At 43.5% G+C, this 24,339-nt stretch carries 17 protein-coding genes and 1 tRNA gene; 15 read left to right on the top strand and 3 right to left on the bottom strand.

From position 1 onward, the window contains the following. From T325_RS11995 to T325_RS11965, 7 genes are all read left to right on the top strand, one after another. Window positions 1-534 (top strand): NUDIX domain-containing protein, encoded by a 534-nt coding sequence (locus T325_RS11995; RefSeq protein ID WP_036914352.1) that lies wholly within the window; start codon window positions 1-3, stop codon window positions 532-534. An 89-nt stretch (window positions 535-623) separates the two neighbouring features. After that, window positions 624-2,936, top strand: coding sequence for a type I DNA topoisomerase (gene topA, locus T325_RS11990; protein ID WP_036914349.1), 2,313 nt, complete (start codon window positions 624-626; stop codon window positions 2,934-2,936). A gap of 1 nt (window position 2,937) precedes the next feature. Then, window positions 2,938-3,465, top strand: a complete 528-nt coding sequence (locus T325_RS11985; protein WP_036914345.1) for a shikimate kinase — start codon at window positions 2,938-2,940, stop codon at window positions 3,463-3,465. After that, a complete protein-coding gene (speA, locus tag T325_RS11980; protein WP_036914339.1) occupies window positions 3,462-5,354 on the top strand; it encodes a biosynthetic arginine decarboxylase in 1,893 nt (630 codons plus the stop codon). The genes T325_RS11985 and speA overlap by 4 nt, the downstream gene beginning before the upstream one ends. Beyond that, window positions 5,354-6,127 carry an acetylglutamate kinase gene (argB, locus tag T325_RS11975; protein ID WP_036914553.1) on the top strand — a complete coding sequence of 258 codons (774 nt, stop codon included), beginning with the start codon at window positions 5,354-5,356 and terminating at the stop codon, window positions 6,125-6,127. The genes speA and argB overlap by 1 nt, the downstream gene beginning before the upstream one ends. Before the next feature lie 68 nt (window positions 6,128-6,195). Then, entirely contained in the window at window positions 6,196-6,714 is a 519-nt protein-coding gene (locus tag T325_RS11970; protein ID WP_036914336.1) for an RNA polymerase sigma factor, read from the top strand. Continuing rightward, window positions 6,704-7,183, top strand: coding sequence for a hypothetical protein (locus tag T325_RS11965; RefSeq protein WP_036914333.1), 480 nt, complete (start codon window positions 6,704-6,706; stop codon window positions 7,181-7,183). Before T325_RS11970 ends, T325_RS11965 begins: the two co-directional genes overlap by 11 nt. A 153-nt stretch (window positions 7,184-7,336) precedes the next feature. On the opposite strand, the gene T325_RS11960 is transcribed toward T325_RS11965, so the two are convergent. Together T325_RS11960 and T325_RS11955 are read right to left on the bottom strand one after the other, a co-directional pair. Continuing rightward, the gene (locus T325_RS11960) at window positions 7,337-8,095 is read right to left on the bottom strand and encodes a CPBP family intramembrane glutamic endopeptidase (RefSeq protein ID WP_036914329.1); all 759 of its coding nucleotides are present in this window, start codon (window positions 8,093-8,095) and stop codon (window positions 7,337-7,339) included. Next, window positions 8,092-9,027 carry a bifunctional riboflavin kinase/FAD synthetase gene (locus T325_RS11955; protein ID WP_036914327.1) on the bottom strand — a complete coding sequence of 312 codons (936 nt, stop codon included), beginning with the start codon at window positions 9,025-9,027 and terminating at the stop codon, window positions 8,092-8,094. The genes T325_RS11960 and T325_RS11955 overlap by 4 nt, the downstream gene beginning before the upstream one ends. 89 nt (window positions 9,028-9,116) lie before the next feature. Here T325_RS11955 and T325_RS11950 point away from each other — a divergent pair. Further along, window positions 9,117-9,190: transfer RNA gene (locus T325_RS11950), tRNA-Ile, on the top strand. Window positions 9,191-9,211: 21 nt separating this feature from the next. Beyond that, the gene (locus tag T325_RS11945) at window positions 9,212-11,260 is read left to right on the top strand and encodes a DUF4842 domain-containing protein (RefSeq protein WP_146063096.1); all 2,049 of its coding nucleotides are present in this window, start codon (window positions 9,212-9,214) and stop codon (window positions 11,258-11,260) included. Window positions 11,261-11,268: 8 nt separating this feature from the next. Here the strand turns inward: T325_RS11945 and T325_RS11940 are convergent, their stop codons facing one another. Then, window positions 11,269-12,588 (bottom strand): LruC domain-containing protein, encoded by a 1,320-nt coding sequence (locus T325_RS11940; RefSeq protein WP_036914324.1) that lies wholly within the window; start codon window positions 12,586-12,588, stop codon window positions 11,269-11,271. Window positions 12,589-12,781: 193 nt separating this feature from the next. On the opposite strand from T325_RS11940, the gene T325_RS11935 reads away from it, so the two are divergent. The 6 genes from T325_RS11935 to T325_RS11910 all read left to right on the top strand — a co-directional run bounded on the left by T325_RS11935 (window position 12,782) and on the right by T325_RS11910 (window position 24,325). Then, window positions 12,782-15,088, top strand: coding sequence for a hypothetical protein (locus T325_RS11935; protein WP_036914322.1), 2,307 nt, complete (start codon window positions 12,782-12,784; stop codon window positions 15,086-15,088). Window positions 15,089-15,589: 501 nt separating this feature from the next. Continuing rightward, a complete protein-coding gene (locus T325_RS11930; protein WP_036914319.1) occupies window positions 15,590-16,945 on the top strand; it encodes a DUF4842 domain-containing protein in 1,356 nt (451 codons plus the stop codon). A 210-nt stretch (window positions 16,946-17,155) separates the two neighbouring features. After that, complete coding sequence (locus T325_RS11925; protein WP_156097689.1) at window positions 17,156-19,324, top strand: hypothetical protein; 2,169 nt, start codon at window positions 17,156-17,158, stop codon at window positions 19,322-19,324. 141 nt (window positions 19,325-19,465) lie between these two features. Then, window positions 19,466-20,698, top strand: a complete 1,233-nt coding sequence (locus T325_RS11920; protein ID WP_036914315.1) for a nucleoside recognition domain-containing protein — start codon at window positions 19,466-19,468, stop codon at window positions 20,696-20,698. Window positions 20,699-20,701: 3 nt separating this feature from the next. Beyond that, the gene (locus T325_RS11915) at window positions 20,702-22,195 is read left to right on the top strand and encodes an oligosaccharide flippase family protein (protein ID WP_036914312.1); all 1,494 of its coding nucleotides are present in this window, start codon (window positions 20,702-20,704) and stop codon (window positions 22,193-22,195) included. Between the two features lie 6 nt (window positions 22,196-22,201). After that, window positions 22,202-24,325: a S46 family peptidase gene (locus T325_RS11910; RefSeq protein ID WP_036914309.1), complete on the top strand. Its 2,124-nt coding sequence runs from the start codon at window positions 22,202-22,204 to the stop codon at window positions 24,323-24,325. Window positions 24,326-24,339: the final 14 nt, after the last annotated feature.

Below are 24,339 nucleotides of genomic sequence, written 5' to 3'. Positions count from 1 at the left end.
ATGGAAAAACATCCTTTAGCGCAATTCCATTTTTGCCCGAGATGCGGCAGCCAGCAATTCGTGATACACAATGCCCTGAGCAGGCATTGTAACAACTGCGGTTTTACCTACTATCAGAACCCACGGGCTGCCACAGCGGCTTTTATCCAGAATGCTAAAGGTGAGCTGTTGGTGGCGCGTCGCGCAAAGGAACCTGCAAAAGGCACGCTCGATCTACCAGGCGGCTTTGTCGACAATGACGAGACGGCCGAGGAGGGCATGGCACGTGAAATCAAGGAAGAGACGGGACTCTGTATTTCGCCAGAGCATGTGGAATACATGTTTTCCGTGCCCAACATCTACAACTATTCAGGCATGGACATCCACACGCTCGATCTATTCTTTTTCTGCCGTGTGGGCGATGAGGCTGTGGTGAAGGCTGCCGACGACGCTGCAGAATTAGCCTGGATGCCGCTGAGGGTGTTGAATCCAGAACTCTTTGGACTGCGTTCTATCCGCGAGGCTGTGAGTCGGTTCTTAGTGCAGAATTGTTAATAAAAACAAAATTCCTATATATATATAAGGTGGAAGAAACTTTTTTGCTTACTTTTGCAGCCCGAAAGAAATCATAACAAGACAAAAGTATGCAGAAAAACTTAGTGATTGTCGAGTCTCCAGCTAAGGCAAAGACCATTGAGAAGTTCCTTGGAGATGACTTCAAGGTGATGTCAAGCTACGGACACATCCGTGACCTGAAGAAAAGAGAGCTGAGCATCGACGATAAGACTCTGGAACCAGAATACGAGATTCCAGAAGAGAAGACTAAACTGGTGGCCGACCTCAACGCAAAAGCCAAGAAAGCAGAAAAGGTATGGCTCGCATCCGATGAGGACCGTGAGGGAGAAGCCATCTCTTGGCATCTGTGCGAGGTGTTGGGGCTGGATAAGCAGAAAACCAACCGCATTGTGTTCCACGAAATCACAAAACCCGCAATTTTGGAAGCCATTGAGCATCCGCGCCATATCAACATGGATTTGGTAAACGCCCAGCAGGCACGACGCGTGCTCGACCGCCTAGTGGGGTTCAAACTCTCCCCAGTTCTTTGGCGCAAGGTGAAGCCAGCTCTCTCGGCAGGTCGCGTGCAGAGCGTAGCTGTGCGTCTCATCGTAGAACGTGAGCGTGAGATTCAGAATTTCCAGAGCGAGGTATATTATAACGTAAATGGTGTCTTCGCCATTACCAATGTCGATGGCTCTGCTTCAGAGGTAAAGGCCCAGCTTGCCAGTCGTTTCAAGACAGAGCAAGAGGTGTTAACATTCCTCGAGAAGTGTAAGGAAGCAACCTTCACCGTGGAGGGCATATCTAAGAAACCCGTCAAGCGTACACCGGCTCCGCCATTCACCACATCGACACTCCAGCAGGAGGCAGCCCGCAAACTTGGTTTCTCAGTAAGTCAGACTATGATGGTTGCTCAGCATTTGTATGAAAACGGACGTATTACCTATATGCGTACCGACTCTGTAAACCTCTCTAAACTCTGTCTTGGTGCTAGTAAGAACGAGATTGTCAGTCTCTACGGCGACAAATACAGCAAGACCCGCCAGTATCATACCAGTGCAAAGGGTGCTCAGGAGGCGCACGAAGCCATCCGTCCTACCTACATGGATCAGGCTGAGATTGAAGGGACTGCTCAGGAGAAGCGGCTCTACGAACTGATTTGGAAACGCACCATCGCTAGCCAGATGGCAGATGCACAGATAGAGAAGACAACAGCCAACATCCGTATCAGCGGCACTGACGAGTATTTCGTCGCACAGGGTGAGGTCGTGAAATTTGATGGTTTCATCAAGGTCTATCGCGAGTCGCTGGATGATGACGATCAGCAAGACGAGTTTGGACATATTCTTCCGCCAATGAAGGAAGGGCAGCAGCTGACACGCCGTGAAGTGTTGGCAACAGAGCGTTTTACCATGGGTCCGCAGCGCTATACTGAAGCCAGCCTTGTACATAAGATGGAGGAACTCGGAATTGGTCGCCCTTCAACTTACGCTCCGACTATTTCTACTATTCAGCAGCGCGAATACGTGCAGAGAGGTGATAAGAAAGGCGAGGAGCGCCCATACTCTCTCTATCAGCTGAAGGGTAAGCAGGTGACTCAGAAAACCAGAAAGGAAATGGTTGGCTCAGAGAAGGGCAAGTTGCTGCCTACCGATATCGGAATCGTGGTAAACGACTTTCTGATGGAACACTTCAAGGAAATTATGGACTACAACTTCACTGCCAAGGTGGAGCAGGATTTTGATAAGATTGCTGAAGGCGATGAGAAATGGACTGACATGATGAAGCAGTTCTATAAGAGTTTCGAGCCAACGGTAGAGAAGACAATGAACAGCCGTCAGCAGCACAAGGCTGGCGAACGTCAATTGGGTAAGGACCCCAAGACGGGAAAACCCGTATTTGTGAAAATCGGGCGTTTCGGCCCCGTAGTACAGATTGGTACTGCCGATGACAAGGAGAAACCCCAATTTGCGCAACTGCCCAAGGAGCAGAGCATGGAAACCATCACCCTTGAAGAGGCGTTGGAGTTGTTCAAACTACCACGCGAGGTGGGAGAGTATGAAAACAAGCCTGTAACCATCGGTGCTGGCCGTTTTGGTCCCTATGTACTCCACGACCGCCAATATACTTCACTGCCGAAGGGAACAGATCCGATGACTATAACCCTCGACGAGGCTATTGCACTCATTCAGGAGAAGCGTCAGCAGGACAGCAAGAAGCACATGAAGTTCTTTCTAGAGGATTCTAAACTGGAGATTCTGAATGGAAGATATGGCCCCTATCTAGTATATGACGGCAAGAACTATCGCCTCCCCAAGAATCTGCACGAAAAAGCTACTGAACTGACTTATGATCAGTGCATGAAGATTATTCAGGCAACACCAGTAAAGAAAGGCTGATATGACGCGCATTATCCTGATAGGCTATATGGGTGCGGGGAAAACAACCGTTGGTAAAGCGCTTGCAGACGAACTGGGTGTCATCTTCTACGACCTTGATTGGTATATAGAGAGCCGTATGCGCAAATCTGTGGCTCAGATCTTTGCTGAACGTGGTGAGGAGGGTTTTCGCCAGATAGAGTACAACATGCTGCACGAGGTGGCCGAGTTCGAAAATGTTATCATCAGCTGTGGAGGCGGAACGCCATGCTTCTTTGATAATATGGACTACCTGAACCAGCAAGGGAAGGTGGTGTATTTGAAAGCTGATCCGGAAGTGCTCTACAAGCATCTGCTAATGGGGAAAACGGAACGTCCGCTTTTGAAGGGCAAAAGCCCCGAAGAACTGATTGCCTTCATTCGTGAGCAGCTCGAGAAGCGTGAGCCTTATTACACAAAGGCCAAATACACTCTCGATGTCAGTCTGATGGATAATTATGAGAAAATAAAAATCAGCGTGGCTAGGATAAAAGAAATTTTGGAATTATGAAGAAATGGACCATTGAAGATTCGAAGGAGCTCTATAACATTAACGGATGGGGCACTTCTTACTTTGGCATCAACGAAAAAGGCGATGTCTATGTCACTCCCTGTAAGAATAAGACAGAGATAGATTTACGTGAAGTGATGGACGAGTTGGCATTGCGTGATGTCACGCCTCCAGTACTGCTTCGATTCCCCGACATTCTGGATAACCGTATCGAGAAAACGTGGAGTTGCTTTAAAAGAGCAGCCGAGGAATACGAGTACAAGGGCGAGAACTATGTGGTCTATCCTATTAAGGTGAATCAGATACAGCCTGTTGTGGAGGAGATCATCAGTCATGGAAAGAAATTCAATCTTGGCGTTGAAGCAGGTTCAAAACCTGAACTGCATGCTGTTATTGCCGTGCAGTGTCAGAGCGATTCTATCATCGTGTGCAATGGCTATAAAGATCAGAGCTATATAGAATTGGCCTTACTCGCACAAAAGATGGGTAAGCGCATCTTTATCGTTGTAGAGAAACTGAATGAACTGGAAATCATTGCCAAGGTGGCCAAGAAGATGAACATCCGCCCCAACATCGGTATCCGCATCAAGCTAGCTTCAAGTGGATCTGGCAAATGGGAAGAGAGTGGTGGTGACGCCTCAAAGTTTGGTCTGACAAGTGCAGAACTTCTTGAAGCACTCGAGTTGTTGGATAAGAAGGACATGCGTGATTGTCTGCGACTCATCCATTTCCATATCGGTTCGCAAATCACAAAGATACGCCGTATACAGACTGCTCTTCGCGAAGCATCTCAATTTTATATCCAGCTGCACAAGATGGGGTACAATGTGGACTTCGTAGACTGCGGCGGTGGTCTTGGTGTGGACTATGACGGAACGCGTTCTCCTTCAAGTGAGAGTTCTGTGAACTATAGTATTCAGGAGTATGTAAACGACTGTATCTATACCTTCGTTGAGGCTGCGAATAAGAACAATCTACCTCATCCGAATATTATTACCGAGAGCGGACGCTCACTCGCTGCTCACCATTCTGTGTTGGTGATTGACGTGCTGGAGACGGCCTCGCTGCCAGAGATGCCAGAGGAGTTTGAGCCTGATGAGAACAGTCATCAGTTGGTGAAAGACCTCTATGAGATATGGGACAACCTCTCGCCGCGCAACGTGCTCGAAGACTGGCACGACGCAGAGCAGATACGTGAAGAGGTGCTTGATTTGTTCTCGCATGGTATCGTGGATTTAAGGACTCGTGCAGAGATAGAGTCTATGTATTGGAGCGTATGCCACGAGATAAATATCCTTACCAAGGGCCTGAAACATATTCCTGAAGAGTTGATGAACATCGACAAGTTGTTGGCTGACAAATATTTCTGCAACTTCTCACTCTTTCAGAGTCTACCCGACTCGTGGGCCATCGATCAGTTGTTCCCTATTATGCCCATACAGCGACTTGATGAGCGTCCCACGCGCAATGCGACAATTCAGGATATCACCTGTGACAGTGATGGTAAGGTCGCAAACTTCGTAACCAACCGTAATAATTCGCATTCGCTACCTGTGCACCCTCTGAAGAAAAACGAACCCTATTATCTAGGCGTATTCCTTGTAGGTGCATATCAGGAGATTCTGGGTGACATGCACAATCTGTTTGGTGATACCAATGCTGTACATATCTCAGAGAAAGATGGTAGCTACCACATTGATCAGATTATCGATGGCGAGACTGTCGCTGAAGTGCTCGATTATGTACAATATGATCCTAAGAAACTGGTGCGTCAGTTGGAAGTCTGGGTAGCTAAGAGTGTCAAGCAGGGTAAGATATCTCTTGAAGAGGGAAAGGAATTCCTGTCTAATTATCGTTCAGGACTTTACGGTTATACATATTTGGAATGATGAAAGAAAAATTAACCATAGTTAAAGTAGGCGGGGCTGTGGTGGAAGACGAACCTCAACTCTTGCAACTTCTTAAGGATTTCAGTGCCATTGATGGCAAGAAAGTGTTGGTACATGGTGGCGGTCGTCGTGCAACTCAGGTAGCGGCCAGCCTTGGAATTGAGTCGAAAATGGTAAACGGCAGAAGAATCACTGATGCTGAGATGCTCAATGTGGTGACAATGGTGTATGGTGGATTGGTCAATAAGAACCTCGTGGCCCGTCTTCAGAAGAATGGTGTAAACGCCTTGGGGCTGACAGGAGCTGATATGGATGTTATCCGTAGCCATAAACGTCCGTTAAAAGACGGTATCGATTTTGGTTTCGTAGGTGATGTTGACAATGCTGATGGTAAAATGCTCAGTAAGTTGATTGAAGAAGGCATCACGCCAGTCATGGCGCCTCTTACTCATGATGGTCAGGGTAATATTCTTAATACCAATGCTGATACTATTGCCTCTGAGACTGCTAAGGCTCTTGCACCCTACTATGATGTAACCCTCATTTTTAGTTTCGAGAAAAAAGGCGTACTTCGTAATCCTGATAATGATGACTCTGTGATTTCCGTGATTACGCATGAGGATTTCAGAAAATATAAGGAAGATGGCACTATTAGTGGCGGTATGCTTCCTAAGATAGAGAATGCACTTAATGCTATTGATGCAGGCGTTTCACGTGTTATCATAACCCTTGCTACTGCTATCGATGGAAATTCTGGCACAGTGATAAGATAAAAAAGGCGAAAATTTTTTCGCCTTTTTGTAACTATTCTCCATTTCAATCGTCATTTATATTAGAGAGGATGAAAAAAATCAGTTTCCGGAACGATGTCCTGCCACTCAAGAATGAGTTGTATCGGCTTGCTCTCCGCATCACTCTCAACCCTGCGGAGGCTGAGGATGTTGTACAGGAAACAATGATTAAAGTCTGGAATAGGCGGGAACAATGGGTTAATATCGAATCGATAGAAGCTTTCTGCCTCACCATCTGTAGAAACATCTCACTCGACAAGATGAAAAAGATGGAGAACCAGAATCAAAGCTTGGACGAGAGGGAACACGATGCTCCGGATTATAGCTATTCATCCAATCCAGAGGAACAGGCCATGCAGCAAGATAGAATGCAGCTAATACGCCACCTCATTAACGAACTGCCGGAGAAGCAGCGAAGCGCGATGCAGCTCAGAGACTTTGAGGGTAAGAGCTACAAAGAAATCGCAAAGGTTATGGATATAAGCGAGGAGCAGGTGAAGGTTAATATCTTCCGAGCACGCCAAGCCATTCGGCAGAAATTTATAGAAAAAGAGAAATATGGATTATAAGTACATCGAACAACTCTTAGAGCGCTACTGGCAGGGAGAGACAACCCTGCAGGAGGAAGCTATCTTGCGTGCATTTTTTAGTCAGGAAAATGTGCCTGCAGAATTGCAGAAATACAAGGAGTTGTTTACCTACGAATTCCAAAAAGAGGAATCACTGAGCGGCGATTTCGATGCCCGCATCCTTGAGATGGTTGGCGAAGAAAAGCCTAAAGCAAAAGTAGTTACTCTGACAAGTCGACTGATGCCGCTTTTCAGAGCTGCGGCTATCGTTGCTATCGTTCTCACCTTGGGTAATGCAGCTCAGGCTCCTTGGGATCGCGGATGGGATGATCCAAAGGATGCCTACGCTAAATATCATCAGCAAAAGGTTGACACAGTAAACGTCCTCGGGACAATTCAGGCGGAGAATATGTTGGACAGCATGAAAACGGCTACAACCCCCACAGAGGCTCCTGCTTATTATGAATAAGAACATTTTCTATGCTTTCTTTATAATAATCATTTTAAACACAAACGAAACTGTGAAGTTTCATTCTCTCAAATTTTCAGAAAAATACTAACGAAGAAGAATGGGCTGCCTCCGTAAGACGGGAGCAGCCCACTTCAATTCTCTATTTTATAATCATTTACTTAGTCTCTGGTTCAGTTGGAATAATGCTGGCAGGAAAATGAGTAACGAGAATCCCAAGGCCATCAGTACGCGTTGTTCATTACCAAACAGGTCTGTCAGTGTGAGGTCGGGCTTGGGATAGAGGTTGTATAATACGTAAGCCACTGTATTGTTTATCCAATGGTAAACCACACCAGGCACGATACTGTCGGTACGGTAATACATCCAGCCAAGAAGCAGTCCGATGAGAAAAGCATGAGGCATCTGAGCAGGATTCATATGAATAACTGCAAAGAGAATGGCTGAGATAATTATGCCAACCCAAGGATTTGTCTTCCAACGGAGCAGACTTCGAAGAATGGCACCACGAAAAACCATCTCTTCAGCCAAAGGGGCCAGCAGACCTACTACCAGATAGCCCCAGCGGTCTTTCATAATCATATCGAACTCACCTTCAACATGGTTTGGTAACTCGGGCATAAGTTCTTGAAGCCATACAGATGGAACAAGTGCTCCCAAAGCTGCTAATACGCACCAAAACAATACAAACCAAGGACGTGTTCTTACCCAATGGCGCGATATAACACTCCACTTGGCCCATAAAAAGATAACCATTGTCAGTATACTGAATACAGCCATCATAATAATCATACTTGTGGCATTCATTGGAGCTTCTTTTCCCATCACTATCATCCAGATGCCTTGTGCCAAAAATCTCACAATGAGTTGAATGGCTGCAAAGATAACTATATAAATCAATGCATTCTTCATATCAATATCTTTTTTACTTGTTCTTGATCTTTCTTCAATTGGTTTACCAATGCCTCTGGTGAATCGAATTTTCTTTCTTCGCGCAGACGAGCTACAAATGAGATTGTTATTATTTGCCCATAAAGGTTAGCCTCATAGTCAAGAATGTTCACCTCTAGCGTCTGTTGTTTGCCTTTGAATGTAGGGCGTGTGCCAATATTCATCATAGCTGCGCGACGCTGGCCGTCCATCAATGTTGCCCATACAGCATACGCCCCGGAGGCAGGAAGCAGTTTTTCTGCGCAAAGAGGTTCTAAATTGGCAGTAGGAAAACCTAATTGGCGTCCAATATGCTCTCCAGGCGTTACTTCTCCTGATAATTGATAATTCCGGGTAAGGTATCGAGGCATCTGTTCTACTTTTCCTTCTTCTGACAGCAATTGGCGGATGACAGATGAACTGATGGTAATATTCCTGTCAGCGATCATCGCTGCCTTACCACGAAGCACTTTCATCCCCATCTCCTTGCCATAACGAACGTAATCTTCGAAACCTTCAGAACGATTTCTACCAAAACGATTGTCGTAACCAGTTATGAGTGTCTTTACGTTCAATTGTTGGTGAAGTACTTTCTGCATAAAGACGTGAGCAGTGAGTTCTGCAAACTCTTTAGTAAAAGGTAAAACCACAAATACATCAATGCCAAGTGATTCCACAATGGCTTGTTTCTCCTCTAAAGTTGTCAGCACCTGAGGGCGAAATGTAGGGTCAAATAACTGACGGGGATGACGATCGAATGTGATAACCATAGAACTAAGCCCAGTCCTATGAGCCTCATCTTTTACCATTCCTATCAGCAACTGATGTCCTGCGTGAACCCCATCAAAGACACCTATCGTTGCTACGCTTTCTGGGAGTTCAAAAGACCCTTGATTCAGACAAATAGTTCTCATAAGGCCGCAAAGTTAAGCATTTTTTCGTTATTTCCACAAAAAAATTTGGATATTTAATGAATTTGCTGTATCTTTGCAACCCAAATCCCGGACTTGTAGCTCAGTTGGTTAGAGCAACAGACTCATAATCTGGAGGTCCCAGGTTCAAGCCCTGGCTGGTCCACTCCTACTAAAAACCTGGCGTATGAATCAGAGAAATTTGACAAAATACGTGGTTGCCTTTCTTATTTTTTTTATGGCAACCAGTTGTTCCAAGGAAAATTCTTCCAATCTACCAGTAACAGAGAATTTCAAAGCGCTTGTTATGGGTGGCAAGGATATCGATCCTAATCAGACTTGGAGTACAGCTTCAAATATACCTGTTACTATTAGTGTTGATTTTCTATCTGGTTCTAAATACACCATTTATATCTATCAAAGCCATCCTGCTTCAGATAATAATATCACCTATTTAGGCATGACCACCATCGTATCAGGAGAGTCGAAAACTATCTATGTGGCCAAACCTGCTGATGTTAGTCAGCTTTTTGCCGCTTGCTACGATGACCAGCAACATGTAATATGTGTACCTATAGTGAATGGCCAGGCTAAGTTTAGTGGTAAAATTTCAACCTCTACAACCATGCCAACCATTACTACGGGCAACAATTGGAGTGTACCCACGCAAAGTATGCCAGATCTCTCGAAATATACTACAGGTACATTGACTGAGGCAAGTGAACTGAGTCCGGATTTGGCTGATGATGCAGAAGCAAGACTGAAGATCAGCGATTCTTATACGGGCTTTATCCCTTTCCTTGGAACACATTCTAATATGTCTGTCTATGTAACCTCAACTTGGACACTTACTTATGATCAGCGTATCAATGCGGGCAATGTTATCGTGGTTGGCAATGGCGGGAAAATTATTGTTCCGAAAGGCTTTAAGTTGACAACTACTCCATTGGGTGAGTCAACTGTTATGGGGAGAATCTATGTGATGCCTGGTGGTGAAATATCTGGTGATGGAATCGTAGAATTCAGTTGTGAAGCTTCGGGTTGTAATTATAATGAAGGCCATCTGACAACTGGTGAAGTATCAATCGTTAGTGGAACACTTTATAATACAGGAATCATTGGCGATAACGTAACCCCCACGACCAAACTTGTTGGTTCTGCTGTAAATGAATCATCAGCCAAATTCGTGAACCTCGCCTCTGCATATTTCTCTGAGGTCAATGCTTCAACACTTTCTATTTTGAATGGGGGGGTAATCAGAGTCTCTGATAATCTGACGTTGGGGCAGAATGCTCGTATGGATGATGGAAGTTCTCTTAGTTGTGGTTCATTAACTCTTCAGGGTAACGGCAGCAATGTTCTCTATATGGGTAACGCCGCTGAATTAAACTGTAGTGGGAGAATAAGCGTCAGTAACTTTGGTGTATGGGGGCCTTCTGGCGATAAATATGTGGCTAATGCACGTCTTAGAGTAGGTGGGTGTACACAGATTAGTGCATCTTCTGGTAATGCATCAGACTTCTTACTCGACCATATACAACTTGAAGTGCCTATTGGGGCTTCTGGGCTTGATATGCTCTCTGGTTGGATGAATGGCAGTTGTGGAGATATTGAAGGGAATCGTCAGACTTGTTTCTGCCAATTAGAAGGTACCCAGTCTACGCCCAAGAACGGATGTGTTTATTATGCGTTTGAAGTTGCAGATAATTATTCTATTCGTGACTTTGATTATAACGATGTCGTTCTTCGCGTAAGTATGCCTTTCGATAATGGCGACGGTACTTATACCATTTCTGTAAACGTTGCAGCTGTTGGTAGTTCAGAGGAGATTCAGGTACTTTACAATGGTGAGGATTTTGGAAAAGAAGTACACGAAGTTATGGGTGTTGCTTCGAATATAATAGTTAATACGAGTTCAAAAGATCGTGATTTTCAAGTATTAGGTTTGATTACTTACAGTAATTCAGATGTTGAAGTTGATAAGCTTCCTTTCTCTTTGCGTAAGAAGGGTAGGGATGGTTCTTCGCAAACATTGAGACAATCTGCCAATAAAGAAGAAGCTCCCCTCTACCTCGTTATCAATGCAGATAGCTTTGGTAAATGGCAATGGCCCAAGGAGAATTCTAATATTGGGCTGGCCTATAAGCTGTTTGGTACATGGGCCAACAATGCACAAACAGCCCTTGATTGGTATAAGGGCTCGAATGCAAGTTCAAACAGAGTAGTGGCTTGGTAAGAACTGATTTACCACATGAAAATCTGACCTCTTGTTCCGTACTCTTTCAGATACCAATCTGTAGCCTTGGTTCTGTTCACAGACCATTCGCCAAAAGAATGTCCCTCATAGGAATAAGCACCAAACAGGATCTCAGCATAGTCGTTATAGTCTGTCTTCATACGGAATCCGATATTCTGACCATGTAGCGGATGGCAGAAGTCTCCTGTGGGGATAACCAAAGCCCATGGCAGATTTTGTATATCAACATATTTGTTCTCATAAAGAGCGTCTACCGTGCGATAGGGGAAAGTGTGTATCTCCCTTCGGTTATTGGCATACATACGTATGATAAACGGATCTATATCATCAAGAGTCAGGTAGTTTAACACTAAATCGTCTTTGACTTTAATCGCAAAGGTTATTTCGCGGGGCATCAGCTCTGTTGTAGTAGTGGTTGTACCATAAGCTACGTTGTATTGTTTTCTGCTATACACGCCATACTCATTAGTCCTGATATCGCCCATTGCCCAATGGGCGTCAGCAAAGAGGTTCAGAACAGGCTCACCTTTCTTGCTCTCAAGTAATAGGTCTCTGTATGTGTGTACTGACATGTTCTGTTTGGCAATTTCCTCGCCATGCATGTTTACGTTAAACGACTTGTCATTTTCAGTATATACAGAATCAATGTCTTCCATTTTGATACTTGGCAAACGGATGGCGCCAGCTAATGGCTCGTCTGCGCCAACGGCAGCAAGGCGGACATGGAACTTTATTATTTTTTCGACAGAGTGATCCAAGGCAATATGCATCACAACATCGTTGTAGTCATAATCGCCAAATTCGGGGAATTCCTGCTCATAGCAGAAAGCGTAATAATGTGGTAATGGCGTGTAGCTTAATGATTGTGACTGATAAATGGAATTTGAGAAATCCACACGATTTGAGAACGCAGGTCTGAAACTCGATATTGTATAGCGTCCATTGGCATCAATGAGTGCAGCATAAAGTGTGTTCAGTCGCTGTGGATAGGAAATGTTTATCGAGAACTGGTCGCCGTCACGCACACTTTTTTGCGCCAATACCGTTGCTTCAGTCGTTACAACGGGGTCGTCTGTTAATATCTGCAGCATCTTAGCCCCCACACCAGCATTTACATTTACTTTTAATGTCTTTTTCTCCGACAGAATCCATGTATGGTTGGGGTCAACGGTGTCAACAGGCGACTTGATTTTGGCAAGTGTATCATAGATATCAATGTCAAAAACATTTTTATTGCAGGATGTGCCTAAACCAGTTAAAGCACAGATACAGATGAATATAGCAAAAACATAAGCGACCTTTTTCATATCAAGCAAATCTGATTAGAATGATTCCGCGCCAAAATTACAAAAATAATCGCATACATGATACAGAAATAGAGGTGTTTTAAAGATTTTAACATTAAAACAGATACAACTTGGAAGTTTTTTGCTTAAATTTGCACCCGAATCGATTCTATATATATTAAGTTACGTAACATCTATTAAGTGTTTTTGTGCAATGAGAAAGTGTTTGATTTTTGGAACTTTAGCTCTCGTAGCTGGATTATATCTTGCCAGTTGTACTGATCACGATACAGGGTATGATAGTCTTTATGATGAGAAGATACAGACTTTTGAAAAAGTTTTCAATAAACTCTATGGGCCTATCGATCCTCAGCACAACTGGGGCTTTACGCCGATTAGCGTAGAACTTGGTGGCACAAGTACCGCTGATGTGCAAGCGCTGACGCGTGGGCACGATGCCAATGCCAATGAATGGGCTACAACTTGGGTTGTGCCCGATCCTCTCACTGAGGCACAGAAAGACAAAGTCCGTCGTTATTTCCAGGCACATCCAAATCCAGAAGGGGTTGCATTTGACTATGCAAACTTCTTTGTGCAACAAGTATATAAGGGTGGTGACAAGGTCGGGGCCAACTCTCCAGAGAAGTATACTGCTGCTGATGGCATTACAACGATGGTTGGAAGCAATCAAATGGATAAACTTACCTGTGGCTCGTATAGTGCTGGCGCAGAGAGCTTGAACTATTATGACCATATCAACAACTTCAACAATGGTACAGCCACTTGGAACAATAACGTTCTTAATAACGGTCAGCCCGTTAATGGCGGTTCTAAACACAGCGACCAGATTATGCTGATGGTCAATTCGAAGAGCGATTGTTTTGGCTATTGGAATTCTAATGGTTCTGTGGGCTTTAATAATAGGTATGTAATCATTCCTGGTAGTGTGATTCAGGAGTGGGACGGTTCGGGCGGTAGTAATGCCAACGTTTCCGGCATGTGGTTTGTAGGCTTCGATTTCGAGCAACTTATCGATGACGATGTTTATGCTAACGAATATTATAACTTTAATGGTAAACGGTATCGTTATCTGAATTCCAGCATGAACAGGTATTGTGGTGACAAGAAGGAGTACAACAACACGCCTTCTGCCAGCGTTATACAAGGTTTGCTCGATGATGGCTACCTGCCTGTAGCAGGTAAGGCAGACAAAGTTTTCGTAAAGCTGAGTTCATGTGCTGATGGCTATTACAGCGATTGGATTGTCAGAGTGATTCCTGGCACGAAGAGAGACACTTCGGGGGATAAGGATAAGGATAAGGAAGAGACTACTACCAGCAAGAAATATACAGCTACCATCCATCGTATCATGAGTATGGGTCGCGTATTCGTTGAGGATCTTTATAAGGCAACTCGCGAAGACCTTGACTACAATGATGCCGTGTTCGATGCCATCATTTGGCAGGATGGTAAATACGAGATAAACGAAGAGGCTACCACAGACGCTAAAAAATACGTTCCTGCTGGTGCCAAGACCTATCGCGTAGAGATTGCTCTGTTGGCTGCTGGTGGCACTATCCCGCTGAAGATTGCAGGAAGTAAGTTTGGCGACGTGCACGACTCTTTTGGTGTGGGTATGACAACCGTCGTCAATACTGTTGGCGAAGCATCCAATGTGGCTGGTACTCTTTCTCGTGTAACAGGTCAGCCTTACGTTTATAAGATGTTTGATTATACCAGCGAATTGGGAGGAACCAATTATACCATCAATAACATTCCTATCGATGTGAAATGGGCGACAGATGAGGTAACCGTTGGAGCGCGCCTTAATAATAAGGAGATTCATGAGTACAAGAAAGACGAGAACGGAAACTTTGTGCTCGACAGCAAAGGTAACCTCATCATCGTCAACTCGGGAACACAGTCTGCACCACACATTCTTCTCGCCCCTATAGGAACGCCTTGGGTTCAGGAGCGTGTCAACATTAGGGACGCATACACCCGCTTCCCCACTTATGTGGGCAATAGAAATACCGACGTCTGGGGAGGCGATGTTGAAAACTTCAATCTCTATGGCGACAATCGCTCTCCTCTTGCCTATGCTGACAAATATCAGGGCTGGTTCTACATGACGGATATCGAAGAAATTTCTCCTTATGAGGGAACGCAGCTGTGGGTTGGTCCTAAAAAAGGCCAGTTCGAGGTATCGTTCTCAGGAAGTATCCTTGCTAATGCAACGTCAAAAAGTAAAATCCGCATTTATCTGACGTCTTCAACAAGCACCTCATATTGGCATATAGCGCTACAGAAGAAGGATTGGTCTGGAGCAATTAACATACCAGAATGGGGTAATAGTAACACCATAAGTTATAACCCTCAGCCTCAGAATTTCCCAGGCTACGTGGAGTTTAAACTTTCGAGCAGCGTCAAGTCTGCTATTGTTAGCAAGGGAGGATTTGTAATACAAACAGCAAATAATAACAACCCATTCTCTATAGACTGTATTACGTATATTCCTTAATATAGAAAATTCTATAAATCAAATACACAAAAATTTGCACATGAAAGAGGGGGCGTCTGCGTGAGCAGACGTCCTCTTGCTTCTTGGGGAAGCGCTTTATAATGATTAGACTTTAATTAATATGTAAAAATATGTGCTGTTGGAAATAGAAGGGAGTTTACTCCGAGTAAAGTTCCACTTTAAGCGGACTAAACTCCATGTCCTTTTGGTTTTAATATGGGAAAGAATAAATATTCACAAATTTTTCTGTTTTGCATCTTTTTAAAGATGGTGTCATTATATAAAATTGGCAATTATTATCGACGAACTAATTAATTCTTCAAATGTTTGAAATGCCAATTAACTTTATTTAACTAGAAAACGATTGCGCTATAATTCTTTTTTTATTAATTTTGCAACCAAATCCAAAGAACAAAGAACCATTAAAGTTCATTTATTAACCAATTAGAAACATGTAAATATTTAGAACATCGAATAATAACATAATAAGAAAATGAAGAAATGAAAAAGTATTTGATGACAGGCCTTGCAGCCATTGCCTTAGCTGCTACAACTGCAAGTTGCTCAAAGAATGAAGACCTCTACAACTCCAATGCGGAGATCGATCAACAGAAGCAAGCGTATTCAGACGCGTTCAAAGCAAAGTATGGTACCATCGCCTCTAACCACACATGGGGATTCGACAAAGTCCGCACACGCACTCGTGCTGCTGATACCGATGCAAAACTTTGGGCGGGTAAATCTGAGTATGAGGGAATTGTTATTCCAAAACCCATTAACCAGGGTGGAAATCCCAATGAAGCCGCTGAGGTCATAGCAGAGTTCAGCAAGGTTAGAAGAGAACCATCTCCCATCAATTTGAATTTTACAGACTTCTTTGTACAGCAGGTTTATAAAGGAGTGGCATCATATAGTTCTTGGAAAAAACAGGATGGCACCGTGCAGACGGGTATCGTTGGTAGTAACCAGATGGACCAGTTAGCTTGTGGCCCTAATCATGATCATATCAGGAACTTTAACTATGGTGATTATTCTGGTGGCAAATACGATCAAGTATGGACAGGTGCTCTTAGTGGCCCTAATTTGAATACAGACAAAGTATATCAGGATGACCAGATGATGCTGATGGTGGGAAGTAGCACATCTCAGTTCTCATTCCACAACAGTTGGTCAGAACCTCAGCACTGGTATGATCATAACTATTATATTCTTGAGTGGAAAGGCTCATATTATGTAGGCTTCGACTTTGAGTCAGAATCTAACGAGACACAACAGGTTGGTAAGGGATATTTGAAGGGCGACAAGTTTGTTGATCGTGATTATATTTTCAACGACTGGATCGTTAAAATCACTCCTGCTTATCCTGTTAACGAACCCGATAAAGTGGTGAAGGAGACTGGTCGTATTATTTGTGAGGATTTAGGTACTGTTGATGATTTTGACTTCAATGATATTGTATTCGATGCCACAATCTATACAGACGGAACGTGTGATATTACCATTCTTTCTGCTGGTGGTACACTTGATGTGACAGTTGCTGGCGAAGACATTCACTCTCATACGGGAACGATGAACACGAACTGTAACTATGCTCTGCCTACTAAGACGGGCTATGCTCGCCTCATTGATATCCCCATTGTGGTTAGCAAAAAAAATAATGCAGGTGAGGTTGTAAGCTACGAGTTGGCTGCTACAGCTGGAGCTGCTCCTCAGAAAATTTGTGTCCCCAAGAGCTATAAGTGGTGTGTTGAGCGTACAAATATTGAGGAGGCTCATCCACAGTTTACGAATTGGGTTAATAAAAATGACATCGATACTTGGGCAACAAACTATGTTGTTGGCAAGGTTATTGAATAATAACATATCAGATACTTAAAATAACTAAATTAAGGGAGGGGGCGTCTGCGTGAGCAGGGGCCTCTTTTTTATGTGAAGAGAATGTAAACGTTTCCGTGAATTTCTGTTAAATATAAGGTGTGGAAGTTATAACAAATAAAATTTTTTTGTATTTTTGCACAAATAATGACATCTATATTTGGGAAGCTTATTATTCTAAAGAAGTTGAGTATGAAGAAGTATTTGATGACCAGCGTAGCCGCAATTGCCTTTTGTGGGCTTTTTACCAGCTGTACACACGAAATAGGTTTTGAGGCGCAAGCCCAGAAGAACGTGATTGAAACCTATCAAAAAGCCTTCGTAACCGCCTTCGGACAGCCAGACCCTGAAAACGAATGGGGTTTTGGTGAATCAAAAGCAGTAAGTTCAAGAGCTGTAACCCGTGCAAAAAGTGATTACGCAGACTATAAAGGCTCTATGCAGCCTGTAGAGTGGTATCAGGAAAATGGTCAATGGAAAACCCGACCATATACATTCCCTTCAGATGCAGCAAGCAGTAACTTCCTTGCAAATGTACCTAGTGGAGTAAAGTCGTATGCAGAAGTGTCAGGATATGGCCAAAGTGGATATGCAAAGGGGACAAGTTATCTCGATCCGTCATGGAAAGGTGATGTAAACATCTGGGGATCAAACAATTCTGGTGGTACGCTCTATATAAAAGGAAATAACGATTTCTCCAGCAGAAGTTTCTATGTGTCTCCTAATACAAATGTCTATCTTCTTGAAGGTGCCACTTTAAAACTGAGAGACGACGCTGCAAGCACCATTAAGTTTAATCTCTATATGGCGCCCACGGCGAAGTTGATTGCCAAAGGAACAACAGGGCGTGTAAAGTTAGACAATACAGCCAAACTTTATAATCATGGTGATATCGAATGTAAGAGTTTCGAGGTCAACAACACAAGTCTGTTTTATAATTGTGGAACTCTGACCACAAGTGGTGAGGTGTTTGTTGCCAACAGGCAGTCGGTTCTGGTAAATGATGGGACTATTACATCAGGAACTCCTGAGAGAAAGACGGGTCGTTTGGTTACTGCAGGTAGTGGTCGCGTTCAGAATAATGCAGAATGGACAGTCTATGGTGAGACAATCATTAATAGTAATGCCAACATTTGGGTGAACAACGGACATTTTACTACAGAAAACTACACCTATACTGCCACAAGTAGTAGTGTTATCAATAACTGTTTTCTCACCGTTCATGAGAACTTCTGCATCAATATTGCTGATAGCCGTGGTAGTTTCAAGATTGATTCTGGCGGTGGTGTGTTAACCAAGAACTTCTATGGTGGCGGAGATTTTGTTGCCAAAGACAACAATGGTAATAACGTAACTTTCCAAGGTGGCCCCTTTAAGGTTGAAATGGGTTCAAAGGCCTTGTTTAAAGTTACGGAGACAGCTATGATGAATGCGCTTGGCAGCGGAATCGAAGAGAATGGCTATGGTTTTCATGGTGTTGGAAGTGATTATGCCGTGCTCCAGGCCAAGAATATTGTCCAGACGAAAGAAGGTCATGGTAACGTGGCCTATGGAGGCAAACTTTATGTTTCTGCTGAGACACACTTCCCTCAAGGTTATAGTGGCGCATATCCATATATTCATTACCAGAATGGTTGTTCGAAGAACAATATATATGCTGCAGGATTCAACTCTGGCAAGCCAAAGATTACGATTCCAACCACTCCATGTAATCCAGGATTTGGAGACACGCCTCCAGATGTGTCAGATCCAGACGTGATTCGCGTAATTTGCGAGGACCTGTCTGTGACGCAGAATAGTGACTTTGATTTCAATGACGTCGTGTTCGATGTGAAGTTGATTGAGAATAATTCGAAGGTAAGGATTACTTTGCGTGCTGCTGGTGGTACGTTGCCATTAACTGTTGCGGGTGAAGAGGTTCACGCACTATTTAAAGAAGTTAATCCAAACTTAGGCATTACGACGATGTCGATGATTAATACCGAAAATACGGGCGATAAATATACCTTTATAGGTTGTGTTCCGGCCACCTTTGAGGTAAACAATATATGGGGTTCTTCAGTAAAGGAAGTTGCCAAGAATATCCCCGTTTTGGTTTACAAGCTTATTGGCGAGGAGAAAGTTTGGGTAGAATTAGAGTGCGAAAAGGGCAAGGCTACAGCAAAGGTTGCAGTACAAGACGACTATAGCTGGTGCGACGAGCGTACCCATATAAATAACAAATACACGCTTGAAGATATGCGTGGCAATGAGTATCCGGGTTTCACAATGTTTGTTCGCGGCATTGTCGACGCAGATGAGTGGTATAGATACAGAGGCCCCATCACCGATGAGATGGTACGTGAGTATACAGGTCAATAAAGACGATATTTCATCAAATACTTAAATACTAGTCTGGGAGGGCGTCTGCGTGAGTTGACGCCTCCTTTTTTGCCTTAAAACATACAAAAGGAATGAATCCGCTTGCATATTTTCGGAATAATTTGTAATTTTGCAGTCAATATGGTATTAAACTGGATTTGGGTAGCGTTTTTCATCGTGGCGTTTGTGATTGCGCTGGTGAAACTAGTGTTCTGGGGAGACTTCGATGTATTCCCTGCTATGATGGATTCAACATTTTCATCGTCGAAAACAGCCTTCGAGATTTCCTTAGGATTAACCGGTGTGTTGTCACTCTGGTTGGGTATCATGAAAATAGGTGAGAAGGGCGGTGTCGTGAATGTACTGGCCCGTCTCCTGAGTCCTATCTTCACAAAGCTGTTTCCTGATATTCCCAAGGGGCATCCTGTTACGGGTTCCATCTTTATGAACATAGCAGCGAATATGCTGGGGCTTGACAATGCTGCTACGCCTTTGGGACTGAAAGCTATGGAGCAGCTTCAAGAACTGAACCACAAGAAAGATACGGCAACAAATCCGATGATTATGTTTCTTGTGCTGAACACTTCAGGATTAACACTGATACCAATTTCTATCATGGTGTATCGTGCCCAGATGGGAGCCGCTCAGCCAACAGACATCTTCATCCCCATTTTGTTGGCTACATTCTTCTCGACCCTTGCAGGTATTACCATTACGAGTCTCTTCCAGAAAATTAATCTGCTAAATCGCACCATCCTACTTACACTTGGTGGGGCTGCTATAGTTGTGGCTGGTATCATTTGGAGCCTTGGGCAAATGGACTCTTTGCTGATGAATCGTGTAAGTACCTCATCAGCCAATATCCTGTTGATGGTAATTATCATAGCTTTCATTCTGGCAGGAGTTAGAAAGAAAATTAATGTCTACGATGCCTTTATTGAGGGGGCGAAGGAGGGCTTTCAAACAGCAGTCAGAATTATCCCTTATCTCGTAGCGATCCTTGTTGGCATAGGCGTTTTTCGTGCTTCAGGCGCAATGGATATGATAATCGACGGCATTCGTTATGGCGTTGAGGCTTGTGGTGGTAACAGCGACTTTGTTGCAGCCCTGCCTACAGCGCTGATGAAGCCTCTCTCTGGCAGTGGTGCTCGAGGTATGATGGTTGATGCCATGACTACATATGGCGCAGATTCTTTTGTGGGGCGTTTGAGTTGTATTTTCCAAGGTTCTACTGATACCACATTCTATATCTTGGCTGTATATTTTGGCAGTGTAGGTATTGTGAAAACCCGTCATGCTGTAGCATGCGGTCTCTTGGCAGACTTGGCAGGTATCATTGCTGCCATTGCAATAGCGTATTTATTCTTTAGTTAAGTTATGGCAAATCTAAAATCATTAGCAAAAGACACGGCGATTTATGGGCTGAGTAGTATTGTTGCCCGATTTATCAATTATCTGTTGGTACCTATCCAGACGGTACGATTCGCAGCGTCTGGAGGAGAATATGGTATTATCACAAATGTCTATGCTTATGTGTCGATACTTATCATCCTACTGACCTTTGGTATGGAGACCACTTTCTTTCGCTTTATGAGCAAAGAGGGTGAGGATCCTAAGAAGGTCTATTCTACCACATTGGCAATGGTGATGATGACATCACTTATCTCGACAATTCTGGTTTTATTGTTTCTACATCCGATAGCAAGTGCCGCAGGTTATGCTGACCATCCGGAGTATATAGGGGTGATGTATGCCACTGTTGCCATCGACGCATTTATGGCAATCCCGTTTGCCTATTTACGATATCTACACAAACCCCTGCGTTTTGCCTTGCTGAAGGTTATAAACATTCTGATGAACATTACGCTTAATATTCTATATCTTATTGTATTACCTGCCCTGAAACTGAATCTATTTGGTATCTATGATGAGCAGTTTACACTTGATGTGGCTTTTGTTTTCTATATTAACTTGTTATGTACAATTGTCACTTTATTGCTGCTCTGGAAAGAGTGGGGGACGAATTCCTTTAGAATCGAGAAGGCTACATGTAAGCGTATGCTTACTTATACTTGGCCGCTACTCGTGATGGGATTGGCGGGACAATTGAATCAGGCTGCTTCACAAATACTTTTCCCCTACCTTTTCGATGGATCGCAGGATGAGGCACGCGAGCAACTTGGTATCTATGGAGCATGTATAAAAATAGCCATGATTATGGTGATGATAACTCAGGCTTTTCGTTTCGCCTATGAGCCTTTTGTGTTTGGAAAATCAAAAGAAAAGGATAATCGGGAGATGTATGCTCAGGCCATGAAGTTTTATCTGATATTTACGTTATTGGCTTTCCTAGTGGTGATGGGCTATCTTGACATTCTTAAATATGTGGTTGGCGAAACCTATTGGGAGGGGCTTCGTGTTGTACCTATTGTAATGGCAGCAGAGATTATGTTTGGTGTATTCTTCAATCTCTCATTTTGGTACAAACTCACAGACAGAACAATATGGGGAGCGTACTTCTCTGGTATCGGAGCCGTGGTACTCATAACGATAGATGTTCTGATGATTCCCAGTTTTAGTTATATGGCATGTGCGTGGGCAGGATTTGCGGCATACGCGACTTCGATGGTCCTATCCTACTTTATAGGCCAGCGATACTACCCTATTGCTTATCCGATTAAGGACATGACTGTTTATCTGTTAATAGCCATCCTTCTCTTTGTTGGAATTCAGATATCAAACAATTTGCTGATGACCTGGCTTGCCATATCTGTGAATACCTTATTGGTAGGAGTCTTTGTTGCTTATCTGGTAAAAAAAGACTTTCCACTCAGCAGTATTCCCATTATCGGAAAGAAATTCAAAAAATAACAAGATATGAAAAAATTACTTTTTACATTAGTGTTAATATGTAGTCTTTCATCAGTTCATGCAGATGAAGGCATGTGGACACTTTACAACCTGCCGAATGCTGTCTACGAGACGATGAAGCAGGAGAATTTTGAACTTCCTTATAGCGCGCTTTATCAAGGCGATAATGCTATTAAGAACTGCGTTGTTAACTTTGGTGGTTATTGTTCTGGTGTTGTAGTATCACCTAACGGATTGGTTTTCACTAACCATCATTGTGGTTTTGAGGCCATACGCAGCCATTCTACCGTAGAGCACGACTACATGCTTAATGGTTTTGTTTCCAATAGTTACGAGGAGGAACTGCCTAATGAGGACCTCTTTGTCAGTTTTATGGTGGAGCAAAAGGATATCACTGCTTATCTTGATTCATTGGGACTGAACAAACTGGCAGAGGTGGAACGCTCGCATTTTGTTGATTCCATAGAGAATATGATGTTGAAAGAAATTGCAAAGCAAGATTCAACGTTGCGTGTGGAAATCAAGCCTTTTTACGAAGGGAATCAGTATTATCTTACCACCTATCGCGACTATCATGATGTTCGTTTGGTGTTTGCCTTACCCAAGTCAATGGGTAAATTTGGTGGTGAGACCGACAATTGGATGTGGCCTCGTCAGACTTGCGACTTTTCTGTATTTCGTGTTTATGTAGACCCTAAGACGGGTGGACCTGCAAAATATTCTAAAGACAATGTTCCGATGAAGCCTAGAATGTGGGCGCCAGTTTCATTGCAAGGCTATGTGCCAGGTTCTTTCTCTATGACTATAGGCTATCCTGGTAGTACAAGCCGCTATTTGTCGAGCTATGGTATTAAGGAACGTCGCGATGCTGAGAACAAACCCCGTTACCAGACTCGTGAGGTAAAGCAGGATATTATGATTCGTCATATGCGTGCTGACGAGGCCGTACGTATTAAGTACGACTCAAAATACGCTCAGAGTTCCAATTACTGGAAGAACTCCATCGGAATGAACAAATGTATCGACTCCATCGGACTTATCCAACAGAAGGCACAGTTTGAACAGAAAATTCGCCAGTGGCAGGATTCTACAGGCTTTTTGATGGGTAAACTCGACTTTGAAAAGCTAGAAAAGCTTTATGAGAGGCGCTTTAATGCCGTGCGAGCATTGACTTTCTATAATGAGACTTTTGGTAGACGCAACACCGATGAGATGACCCGTAGGGCTGTTCGTGTACAGAATGGCGCTATCATTAAAGGCAAAGATGGTAAGCCCAAGAGCAACTATATCGAGTTCAAGAACAATTCTGATGAGTGGGACTATGATACAGACCGTGAGATTCTTGCAGCCCTGCTGAAGCACTATCGTGATCAGGTGGAAATAAAATATCAGCCCGACTTCTATAATATTATCGATCACGACTATAAGGGTGACTATCAGAAGTTCGTAAATGAGCTTTATAAGAAGTCGAAACTAATGAAAAGTGGCAAGAAAATCTATGTAAATAAGAAGGGATATCATAAGGATCCTGCGGTGATGTATGGCGAAAGCCTTATCAGTACCCTTGCCGATATACGGACTGACATTATTTCAACTATTGATTCTATCGATATTCAGGAACGTTACCTCTGTGCTGCCAAATTACGCATGGAAGAGGATATGCCTAACTATAGCGATGCCAACTTCACTATGCGTCTCTCTTATGGCCAGGTGGGTGAATATCTGTTGGCAGGCAAGCCCTCAGGTTATTATACTACTGCAGAGAGTATTGTTGAGAAAATGAAGCAAGGAGAGCAAGGGGTAATCGACTATGAGGCAGAACCTATCATGAAGGAACTGCTCTCTGCGAAGGATTTTGGCAAATATACTGATAAGACTACGGGTAAGATGCATCTTTGCTTCCTTTCAAACAATGACATAACAGGTGGAAACTCTGGCTCACCTATGTTTAATGGCAAAGGTGAACTTATAGGTCTCGCTTTTGACGGCAACTGGGATAGCCTGAGTTCTGACATTTTCTTCGACTCACAATTGGCCCGCTGTATCGGTGTAGACATCCGTTACGTGCTCTATATGATGGAAAGCTGGGGTAAGGCCGACAGATTAATCAAGGAGATTGGCGCAAAATGAGTGAAGAATAAAAG

It is taken from the genome of Prevotella sp. FD3004 (assembly GCF_000746155.1).
In the GTDB taxonomy this organism is placed as follows: Bacteria; Bacteroidota; Bacteroidia; order Bacteroidales; family Bacteroidaceae; genus Prevotella.
The sequence above is the reverse complement of the archived record's forward strand: the minus strand, read 5'-3'. Positions and strand labels throughout refer to the sequence as shown.

Excerpts from the sequence above, each read along its gene's own strand:
- T325_RS11910 (WP_036914309.1), top strand. The coding sequence starts at position 22,202 with ATGAAAAAATTACTTTTTACATTAGTGTTAATATGTAGTCTTTCATCA.
- argB (WP_036914553.1), top strand. The coding sequence starts at position 5,354 with ATGAAAGAAAAATTAACCATAGTTAAAGTAGGCGGGGCTGTGGTGGAA.
- T325_RS11940 (WP_036914324.1), bottom strand. The coding sequence starts at position 12,588 with ATGAAAAAGGTCGCTTATGTTTTTGCTATATTCATCTGTATCTGTGCT.
- T325_RS11970 (WP_036914336.1), top strand. The coding sequence starts at position 6,196 with ATGAAAAAAATCAGTTTCCGGAACGATGTCCTGCCACTCAAGAATGAG.
- T325_RS11930 (WP_036914319.1), top strand. The coding sequence starts at position 15,590 with ATGAAAAAGTATTTGATGACAGGCCTTGCAGCCATTGCCTTAGCTGCT.
- T325_RS11985 (WP_036914345.1), top strand. The coding sequence starts at position 2,938 with ATGACGCGCATTATCCTGATAGGCTATATGGGTGCGGGGAAAACAACC.
- speA (WP_036914339.1), top strand. The coding sequence starts at position 3,462 with ATGAAGAAATGGACCATTGAAGATTCGAAGGAGCTCTATAACATTAAC.
- T325_RS11945 (WP_146063096.1), top strand. The coding sequence starts at position 9,212 with ATGAATCAGAGAAATTTGACAAAATACGTGGTTGCCTTTCTTATTTTT.
- T325_RS11925 (WP_156097689.1), top strand. The coding sequence starts at position 17,156 with ATGAAGAAGTATTTGATGACCAGCGTAGCCGCAATTGCCTTTTGTGGG.
- T325_RS11960 (WP_036914329.1), bottom strand. The coding sequence starts at position 8,095 with ATGAAGAATGCATTGATTTATATAGTTATCTTTGCAGCCATTCAACTC.
- T325_RS11915 (WP_036914312.1), top strand. The coding sequence starts at position 20,702 with ATGGCAAATCTAAAATCATTAGCAAAAGACACGGCGATTTATGGGCTG.
- T325_RS11955 (WP_036914327.1), bottom strand. The coding sequence starts at position 9,027 with ATGAGAACTATTTGTCTGAATCAAGGGTCTTTTGAACTCCCAGAAAGC.
- T325_RS11995 (WP_036914352.1), top strand. The coding sequence starts at position 1 with ATGGAAAAACATCCTTTAGCGCAATTCCATTTTTGCCCGAGATGCGGC.
- topA (WP_036914349.1), top strand. The coding sequence starts at position 624 with ATGCAGAAAAACTTAGTGATTGTCGAGTCTCCAGCTAAGGCAAAGACC.
- T325_RS11965 (WP_036914333.1), top strand. The coding sequence starts at position 6,704 with ATGGATTATAAGTACATCGAACAACTCTTAGAGCGCTACTGGCAGGGA.
- T325_RS11920 (WP_036914315.1), top strand. The coding sequence starts at position 19,466 with ATGGTATTAAACTGGATTTGGGTAGCGTTTTTCATCGTGGCGTTTGTG.
- T325_RS11935 (WP_036914322.1), top strand. The coding sequence starts at position 12,782 with ATGAGAAAGTGTTTGATTTTTGGAACTTTAGCTCTCGTAGCTGGATTA.